Annotated in this window: 3 protein-coding genes; 2 read left to right on the top strand and 1 reads right to left on the bottom strand. The window is 69.5% G+C overall.

What is annotated here, in order from left to right:
- Both H7290_RS02625 and H7290_RS02620 read left to right on the top strand, forming a co-directional pair.
- Positions 1 to 478, top strand: a 478-nt coding sequence (locus H7290_RS02625; RefSeq protein WP_290512461.1) for a hypothetical protein, incomplete at its 5' end; no start/stop codon positions are given.
- The gene (locus H7290_RS02620) at positions 475 to 984 is read left to right on the top strand and encodes an HD domain-containing protein (RefSeq protein WP_290512460.1); all 510 of its coding nucleotides are present in this window, start codon (positions 475 to 477) and stop codon (positions 982 to 984) included. The genes H7290_RS02625 and H7290_RS02620, both read left to right, overlap by 4 nt.
- Before the next feature lie 48 nt (positions 985 to 1,032).
- Here H7290_RS02620 and H7290_RS02615 read toward each other — a convergent pair.
- On the bottom strand, positions 1,033 to 2,123 hold a 1,091-nt coding region (locus H7290_RS02615; protein ID WP_290512459.1), incomplete at its 5' end, for a serine/threonine-protein kinase.

Genomic DNA, 2,123 nt, shown 5'->3' with positions numbered 1-2,123 from the left:
GGGTTGGCCGACTGCGCCGCACATGTCGGAACCGGACTATGTCACTGCGCCCTCGACCCTTGCTGCCCACCCGCACGATGGCGGCGTGCGGCTCGGCACGTGCCGCTCCCCCGCCCACAGTTGCGACGCCGTGGTGTCGCTGTGCCGGGTCGGCACCGACGACTACGCCGATATCGCGGCAGGAGACCACATCGAGGTGCGGCTTGTCGACTCCCCCCACCCCGCGGACAACCCGCACCTCGGCTTCGTGCTCGCCGACGCCGCCGCGGTCATCAAGGAATTGCGTGACGAGGGCAAGACCGTGTTCGTCCACTGCGTGGCGGCGCAGCAGCGCACGCCGTCGGTCGCCCTGGCGTACTCGCGGCTGCTCGGCGTCCCCGCCGACACGGCAAAAGCCGATCTACGGCTCGCTCTGCCAGACTTACGGGGGCACGGCCCGCTGTGGAGCGCCGCCGCCGAAGTCAGGAGCGCATCATGACGTTCACGCTCGAGGATGCGCGGGCCATCGCCCAACGGGCTCACAGCGGCCAGTCCGACAAGCTCGGGCAGCCCTACCTGCTGCACGTCGAGGCGGTGGCCGCCGGGCTGGCCGACTTCGACCTCGAGGTGCAGGTGGCCGGCATGCTGCACGACGTCGTCGAGGACAGCGCCATGACGCTCGACGATCTGCGTGCGGCCGGCGTGCCCGAGCGATCTCTGTCCGCGGTTGAGCTGGTGTCACGGAACCTGCACCCGCACCTGACCTATCAGGAGGGCATCGCAAAGACCTGCACCTCGCGCGACGCCACCTTGGTCAAGATCTCCGACAACGCTCACAACTCACTGCCCGACCGCGTCGCGGCGCTGGAGCAGCAGACAGGCAAACCCGCAGGCACGAAGTACGCCGATGCCCGACGACTGCTCTGGGCGGCTGTCCCACGCGGGGACGTCGAACACATCCTGCGCCGCGCCAACCCCGCGCTGCTCGACGACCTCCGGCCGTAGTCCCAGCCTCGCGCGCCCGCCCACGACAGACCTCGGTCGTGAGGATGGTCAGTCCAGCGCGAGCGGGTAGACGAAGAACAGCAGGGCGGCGAGGGCGGCGCCGGCAAGGTAGATCGTCGACTTGATCATCGCTCCCGGTCGAGGCCGCAGCCGTGTCAGTGTCCGCAGAGCAAGGGTGATGGCGGCCAACGGCATCAGCAGCCACGCAACCCCCCACGCCGAGAACAGCTCATCGGGCATCGAGACCCCGGCCGCCTCCGACGTCGCCGCAACCAGCACGACGTACCACGGGAACAGCATCGGCAGCGCGCCACGCAGTGCTGCACCGGCCGCCATCCGCACACCAGCAGCGACCTGCTTGCCCATCAGCCGGTCGGGCAGCGGCGAGCCCATGGACGGTCCGCCGATCAGCGCGAAGAACGCGTGACGACGCAGGAGCAGGAACGCCGTGGCGATCGTCACCGCGAGCATCCACCACGTCCCGGTATACGCCGAGCTCATCACGTCGGGGCGGTAGTCGGCAGGCGCAAAGGCCGCGCTCGTCCACACCAGCCCCGGCAGCAGCGCAACGACGAAGGCACTGACGAGGAGTCCGAGACCGTAGGTGCGAAACCTCGTCCCCCTGGTCACGACTGGGCTGCCGGGCGCAGCGACGACCTTGGGGACCGGCTGGGTCAGCATCGGTGGGGATGCGTACGGCTCGACGACCCCGCCGTCCACGGCTGTCATCGCCGCCAGCATGTCGTGCACGCTGGCGTAGCGCCGATCCGGATCGATCGCCATCGCCCGCATCACCACCGCAGCCAGACCCGGGCTGACCTTCGGCGCGAGCACCCGCGGGTCGGGCCTGGGTGCGTCGCGGTGGGCCAGCAGCTGCGACGCCATCGTGCCCTCGAACGGAGGGCTGCCGGTGAGGCACTCGAACAGCAGGCACCCGACGGAGTAGATGTCGCTGCGTTCGTCGACTCGACCCTCGTACTGCTCGGGTGGCATGTAATGGGGTGTGCCGGCGATGGTGGCGGTGGCATCGGAGGCCGCGCGCGCGATGCCGAAGTCGACGATCTTGACGCCACCGTCTTTGGTGACCAGCACGTTGGCGGGCTTGATGTCCAGGTGCAGGATGCCCGCCTGGTGACAGG

The organism is Aeromicrobium sp. (assembly GCF_014378035.1).
GTDB lineage: Bacteria > Actinomycetota > Actinomycetes > Propionibacteriales > Nocardioidaceae > Aeromicrobium.
This window is presented reverse-complemented; position numbering and strand designations above follow the sequence as displayed.

Excerpts from the sequence above, each read along its gene's own strand:
- H7290_RS02620 (WP_290512460.1), top strand. The coding sequence starts at position 475 with ATGACGTTCACGCTCGAGGATGCGCGGGCCATCGCCCAACGGGCTCAC.